Below are 6689 nucleotides of genomic sequence, written 5' to 3'. Positions count from 1 at the left end.
GACTGGTAGAGGGAGGCGGCGCCCGGCTCGGGCCGCGGGTCGCGGGCGGGCGGGGTGAGGCCCTGGACGCGCTCGACGACCTGACGCAGGTGCTCGGGGGTCGTGCCGCAGCAGCCGCCGACGAGCGAGAGGCCGTACTCGCGGACGAAGGTCTCCTGGGCGTCGGCCAGCTCGGGCGCGGTCAGCGGGTAGTGGGCGCCGTCCTTGCCGAGGACCGGCAGGCCCGCGTTGGGCATGCAGGACAGCGGGATGCGCGCGTTGCGGGCGAGGTAGCGCAGGTGCTCGCTCATCTCGGCGGGGCCGGTGGCGCAGTTCAGGCCGATCATGTCGATGCCGAGCGGCTCCAGCGCGGTGAGGGCCGCGCCGATCTCGGAGCCGAGGAGCATGGTGCCGGTGGTCTCGACGGTCACGGAGACGATCAGCGGCAGGTCCAGGCCGAGGGCGTCCAGGGCGCGGCGGGCGCCGAGGACGGCCGCCTTGGTCTGCAGCAGGTCCTGGGTGGTCTCCACGAGCAGCGCGTCGGCGCCGCCCGCGACGAGGCCTTCGGCGTTCTGCTGGTAGGCGTCGCGCAGGGTGGGGTACGGGGCGTGGCCGAGGGTGGGCAGCTTGGTGCCGGGGCCCATGGAGCCGAGGACCCAGCGGGCCCGGCCGTCCTTGGCGGTGAACCCGTCGGCGGCCTCGCGGGCCACCCGGGCGCCCGCCTCGGACAGCTCGTACACGCGCTCGGCGATGTCGTACTCGCCGAGCGCGGAGTGGTTCGCCCCGAAGGTGTTGGTCTCGACGCAGTCGACGCCCACCGCGAAGTACGCCTCGTGGACGGAGCGGACGATGTCGGGGCGGGTGAGGTTGAGAATCTCGTTGCAGCCTTCCAGCTGCTGGAAGTCCTCCAGGGTCGGTTCCTGGGCCTGGAGCATGGTGCCCATGGCCCCGTCGGCGACCACCACACGGGTGGCGAGCGCCTCGCGGAGCGCGGACGCACGGGCCCGGCTGTCGGCGGTGGAAGGGGACGGTGGCAACGCGGCCATGAAGGGCTCCCTGGAGTGCGACGGCTGTCGGCTATGCGGCCTCCCGGACAGGTCCGGGGTGCCGCACGGCGTCAGAGTAACCGGGAGTGGGCTTGGATGGGGACCGGCGTCCACGAGGCGGACGTGCGGCAGGCGAGCGGGTGGCCGGTGGGCCGCACGGGTCCCGTGGGCGGGAACAGGTGTCGACCGGCCATTGGCGGTAGGTCGTCACGGAACGGTAGTGTTCGGCATTGTCGAACGGCGTTGAGGTAAGCGTCCGTCGGCAGTCGAAGGGGACGGAGGCAGGACGGCGATGGCACGGAACATCCAGTCGCTCGAACGGGCGGCGGCGATGCTGCGTCTGCTCGCGGGCGGCGAGCGACGGCTCGGCCTGTCGGACATCGCCTCGTCGCTGGGTCTCGCCAAGGGCACCGCCCACGGCATCCTGCGCACCCTCCAGCAGGAGGGCTTCGTGGAGCAGGACGGCGCCTCCGGGCGCTACCAGCTCGGCGCGGAGCTGCTGCGCCTGGGCACCACCTATCTGGACGTGCACGAGCTGCGGGCGCGGGCCCTGGTGTGGACGGACGACCTGGCCCGGGCCAGCGGGGAGAGCGTGTACCTGGGCGTCCTGCACCAGCAGGGCGTCCTGATCGTGCACCACGTGTTCCGGCCGGACGACAGCCGGCAGGTGCTGGAGATCGGGGCGATGCAGCCGCTGCACTCCACGGCGCTGGGCAAGGTGCTCTCGGCGTACGACCCGGTGGCGCACAGCGAGGCCGTGGACAGCGACCGGAAGCCCTTCACGGACCGTACGGTGTGCGACCTCGGCGATTTCGAGCACATCCTGGACGTCACGCGCGCGCGTGGGTACGCGGCGGACGTGGAGGAGACCTGGGAGGGTGTGGCGTCGATCGCCGCGCCCATCCACGACCGGCGGCGCATGCCCGTGGGCGCGGTCGGCATCACGGGCGCGGTGGAACGGCTGCGCCGGGACGGAGAGCTGCGTCCCGAGCTGATCGCGGCGGTGCGCGACTGCGCCCGCGCGGTCTCCAGGGACCTCGGCGCGAGCCGGTTCTGAGCGGCGCGCGAGCGCCGCGCCAGCGCCGCACGAGCACAGCGTGCGAGCGCTTGGAGGATGACGGGAACCCTTCGGGGCGACAACCGGAACGCCGGGCGGCGTTCCGGTTCTAGGCGTACCCCGAAACCGGCAGAACGGGGCAGGGCGGTACGTCCGCACACGAAGACCCATAAGCCTCGGCGATCAATAACGATCCTGTTTTCGATACCAGAACCCTTGACGCATCCGTGAGCCCAAAGCAAGACTCCCGTCCATCGGTCGGCATTGTCGAACATCTACCGGCAATACGCGCTAGGGTGTGACAACGCCAGAGGCCGGATTCGCTCTCACCCCCGAGGGCGCCAGACCCCCGGAGGGACCCGGGGTTCGGCTACCCCTGGACGAAGGACAAAGGAGTCGCGGGTGTCCAGCTCCGACATCTTCATCGGCGAGACCATCGGTACCGCCATACTCATCCTGCTCGGCGGCGGCGTGTGTGCCGCCGTCACGCTGAAGGCCTCCAAGGCCCGTAACGCCGGTTGGCTCGCCATCACCTTCGGGTGGGGTTTCGCCGTTCTGACGGCCGTTTACACCTCGGCGCCGCTCTCCGGCGCCCACCTGAACCCGGCCGTGACGCTCGCGCTCGCGATCAAGGACAAGGACTTCAGCGACCTGCCCACCTACTGGGGCGGTCAGCTGCTCGGCGCCATGATCGGCGCGGCTCTGGTCTGGATCACCTACTACGGCCAGTTCCACGCCCACCTCACCGACAATGAGATCGTCGGCGGTCCGGGCGCGCAGGCCACGGCGGCCAAGGCCGTCGAGGCCCAGGAGAAGGGCGCCGGCCCCGTCCTCGGCGTCTTCTCCACCGGTCCGGAGATCCGGAACGTGGTGCAGAACCTCGCCACGGAGATCATCGGCACCGTCGTGCTGGTCCTCGCCGTCCTCACGCAGGGCCTGAACGGCAACGGCAACGGCCTGGGCCCCCTCGGTGCCCTGATCACCTCGCTGGTCGTCGTCTCCATCGGCCTCTCGCTCGGCGGCCCGACGGGCTACGCCATCAACCCTGCCCGTGACCTCGGCCCGCGCATCGTGCACGCCCTCCTGCCCCTGCCCAACAAGGGTGGTTCCGACTGGAGCTACGCCTGGATCCCCGTGGTCGGTCCGCTGATCGGCGGCGCGATCGCTGCAGGCCTCTACAACGTCGCCTTTGCTTAGGAAGCAGCTTTAACAAGCACCGAGTCCTCGAGCACGCGCCGTACGTACAGCCCCCTCACCACGGATCTTTCAGGAGTACACAGTGACCGACGCCCACACCGCAGGCCCGTTCATCGCCGCGATCGACCAGGGCACGACCTCCTCGCGCTGCATCGTCTTCGACCGGGACGGCCGGATCGTCTCCGTCGACCAGAAGGAGCACGAGCAGATCTTCCCCAAGCCGGGCTGGGTCGAGCACGACGCCAACGAGATCTGGACCAACGTCCAGGAGGTCGTCGCCGGAGCCGTCCAGAAGGCCGGCATCACCCGTGACGACATCAAGGCCATCGGCATCACCAACCAGCGCGAGACCACCGTGCTGTGGGACAAGAACACCGGTGAGCCCGTTCACAACGCCCTTGTCTGGCAGGACACCCGCACCGACGCCCTGTGCAAGGAGCTGGGCCGCAACGTCGGCCAGGACCGCTTCCGCCGCGAGACCGGCCTGCCGCTCGCGTCGTACTTCTCCGGCCCGAAGGCCCGCTGGCTGCTCGACAACGTCGAGGGGCTGCGGGAGCGCGCCGAAGCGGGCGACATCCTCTTCGGCACCATGGACACCTGGGTCATCTGGAACCTGACCGGCGGTGTCAACGGCGGCAAGCACGTGACCGACGTCACCAATGCCTCCCGCACCCTTCTCATGAACCTGCACACGATGCAGTGGGACGAGAAGATCGCCGAGTCCATCGGCGTGCCGCTGCAGATCCTGCCCGAGATCCGCTCCTCCGCCGAGGTGTACGGCGAGGTCACCGGCGGCAGGCTCGGCGACCTGATCGGCGGCATCCCGGTCGCCTCGGCGCTCGGCGACCAGCAGGCGGCCCTGTTCGGCCAGACCTGCTTCTCCGAGGGCGAGACCAAGTCCACGTACGGCACCGGCACCTTCATGGTGATGAACACCGGTGACAAGATCATCAACTCCTACGCGGGCCTGCTGACCACGGTCGGCTACAAGATCGGCGACCAGCCGACGGTCTACGCCCTGGAGGGCTCGATCGCCGTCACCGGCTCCCTGGTGCAGTGGATGCGCGACCAGATGGGCCTGATCTCCACCGCCGCCGAGATCGAGACGCTCGCGCTCTCGGTCGAGGACAACGGCGGCGCCTACTTCGTGCCGGCCTTCTCCGGCCTGTTCGCCCCGCACTGGCGCTCCGACGCCCGCGGCGTGATCGCCGGCCTGACCCGGTACGTCACCAAGGCGCACCTCGCGCGCGCCGTCCTGGAGGCCACCGCCTGGCAGACCCGGGAGATCGCCGACGCCATGATCAAGGACTCCGGCGACGAGCTGGTGACCCTCAAGGTCGACGGCGGCATGACCTCCAACAACCTGCTGATGCAGACCCTCGCCGACGTCCTGGACGCACCGGTGGTGCGCCCGATGGTCGCCGAGACCACCTGCCTCGGCGCCGCCTACGCCGCCGGGCTCGCCGTCGGCTTCTGGTCCAGCACCGACGAACTGCGTGCCAACTGGCGCCGGGCCGCCGAGTGGACCCCCCACATGGACGCGGAGACCCGCGACCGTGAGTACAAGAACTGGCTCAAGGCCGTCGACCGGACCATGGGCTGGATCGAGGACGAGAGCTGAGCGGTCTTTCCCTGCTCAGTCAGCTCTGACGAGGAGTAAGTACCCGACATGACCAGTCAGTCCACCCTGCAGTCCGTGCCTGCCCTGGGGACGCACCCGGCCTCCGGCTCGAACCCGAGCCGGGCCGAGACCAGGGAGCAGCTCGCCAAGGCGTCATACGACCTTCTTGTGATCGGCGGCGGCATTCTGGGCATCTCCACCGCCTGGCACGCCGCGCAGTCCGGACTCAGGGTGGCGCTGGTCGACGCCGGCGACTTCGCCGGCGCCACCTCCTCCGCCTCCTCCAAGCTCCTCCACGGCGGTCTGCGCTACCTGCAGACCGGCGCGGTGAAGCTGGTGGCGGAGAACCACTTCGAGCGCCGTGCGGTCTCCCACCAGGTGGCCCCCCACCTGGCGAGCCCGCTCACCTTCTACCTCCCCGTGTACAAGGGCGGGCCGCACGGCGCGGCGAAGCTCGGCGCGGGTGTCTTCGCCTACTCCGCGCTCTCCGCCTTCGGTGACGGCGTGGGCCACCTGCTCTCCCCCGCCAAGGCCGCGCAGGACGTGCCCGAACTGCGCACCGACAACCTCAAGGCCGTGGCCGTGTACGGCGACGGCCAGATGAACGACGCGCGCATGGCGCTGATGACCGTCCGCGCGGCCGTCGATGCGGGCGCGGTCGTCCTCAACCACGCCGAGGTGACCGGGCTGCGCTTCACCAAGGGCCGGGTGACGGGCGCGGAGCTGCGCGACCGCCTGTCCGGCGACGAGTTCGGCGTCACGGCCCGTCTGGTGCTGAACGCGACCGGCCCCTGGGTCGACCACCTGCGCAGGATGGAGGACCCGGGCGCGGCCCCGTCCATCCGCCTGTCCAAGGGCGCGCACCTGATCCTTAAGCGGACCTCGCCGTGGAAGGCCGCCCTCGCGACGCCCATCGACAAGTACCGCATCACCTTCGCCCTCCCGTGGGAGGACATGCTGCTGCTCGGCACCACCGACGAGGAGTACGAAGGCGACCCGGCGGACGTCGCGGTCAACGAGCAGGACATAACCCAGATCCTGGACGAGGCGTCCTTCTCCATCCGCGACCAGCAGCTCAGCCGTGACCTGATCACGTACTCCTTCGCGGGTCTGCGCGTGCTGCCGGGCGGCCCCGGTGACACCGCCAAGGCCAAGCGCGAGACCGTGGTCACCGAGGGCAGGGCCGGCATGCTGTCCGTCGCGGGCGGCAAGTGGACCACCTTCCGGCACATCGGCCGCACGATCATGAAGAAGCTGGAGGCGCTGCCGGGCCACCCGCTCGGCGACGACTTCGAACCCATCTCCTCCCTGCCGAAGCGGCTGCCGCTGCCCGGTGTCGCCAACCCGCGCGCGGTGGCCCACCGGCTGCTGGTGGACCGCCCGGCGCCCGGCCCGCGCATGGCCGCCGACACCGCCAAGCACCTGGCCACCCACTACGGCTCCCTGGCCTTCGACATCGCCCGCATGGCGAACGAGAACCCGGAGCTGGCCGAGCGCGTCCACCCGGACGCACCGGAGATCTGGGCGCAGGTCGTCTACGCCCGGGACAACGAGTGGGCCGAGACGGCGGACGACGTGCTGCGCCGCCGTACCACGCTGACCATCCGCGGCCTCGCCACCGACGAGGTCCGTGCCAAGGTCCAGGACCTGCTCGACAAGAAGTAGGACCCGCCTGCAGGGGGACCGGAAGGTCTCTGGAAGCGGGACCTGAGACCACGTGACCTGAAGGAGCGTGAGCTGAAGGTCTGCCAAGGACGGCCCCGCGCCGACGGGGCCGTCCTTGGCGTGC

At 70.4% G+C, this 6689-nt stretch carries 5 protein-coding genes; 4 read left to right on the top strand and 1 reads right to left on the bottom strand.

All coding sequences use genetic code 11. The annotated features are described in order from the left end of the window. Positions 1-1025, bottom strand: a 1025-nt coding sequence (locus K7G59_RS26460; RefSeq protein ID WP_225838441.1) for a homocysteine S-methyltransferase family protein, incomplete at its 3' end; no start/stop codon positions are given. A gap of 292 nt (positions 1026-1317) precedes the next feature. Here K7G59_RS26460 and K7G59_RS26455 point away from each other — a divergent pair. The 4 genes from K7G59_RS26455 to K7G59_RS26440 all read left to right on the top strand — a co-directional run bounded on the left by K7G59_RS26455 (position 1318) and on the right by K7G59_RS26440 (position 6565). Further along, positions 1318-2082, top strand: coding sequence for an IclR family transcriptional regulator (locus K7G59_RS26455; RefSeq protein ID WP_225838439.1), 765 nt, complete (start codon positions 1318-1320; stop codon positions 2080-2082). A gap of 402 nt (positions 2083-2484) precedes the next feature. Next, positions 2485-3279 carry an MIP/aquaporin family protein gene (locus K7G59_RS26450; RefSeq protein ID WP_225838436.1) on the top strand — a complete coding sequence of 265 codons (795 nt, stop codon included), beginning with the start codon at positions 2485-2487 and terminating at the stop codon, positions 3277-3279. An 82-nt stretch (positions 3280-3361) separates the two neighbouring features. After that, positions 3362-4900 carry a glycerol kinase GlpK gene (gene glpK, locus K7G59_RS26445; RefSeq protein WP_225838432.1) on the top strand — a complete coding sequence of 513 codons (1539 nt, stop codon included), beginning with the start codon at positions 3362-3364 and terminating at the stop codon, positions 4898-4900. A gap of 48 nt (positions 4901-4948) precedes the next feature. Continuing rightward, positions 4949-6565 carry a glycerol-3-phosphate dehydrogenase/oxidase gene (locus K7G59_RS26440; protein ID WP_225838430.1) on the top strand — a complete coding sequence of 539 codons (1617 nt, stop codon included), beginning with the start codon at positions 4949-4951 and terminating at the stop codon, positions 6563-6565. The last annotated feature ends 124 nt before the right edge of the window (positions 6566-6689 follow it).

This window comes from Streptomyces sp. NK08204, from assembly GCF_020400585.1.
Taxonomy (GTDB): Bacteria; Actinomycetota; Actinomycetes; order Streptomycetales; family Streptomycetaceae; genus Streptomyces.
The sequence above is the reverse complement of the archived record's forward strand: the minus strand, read 5'-3'. Positions and strand labels throughout refer to the sequence as shown.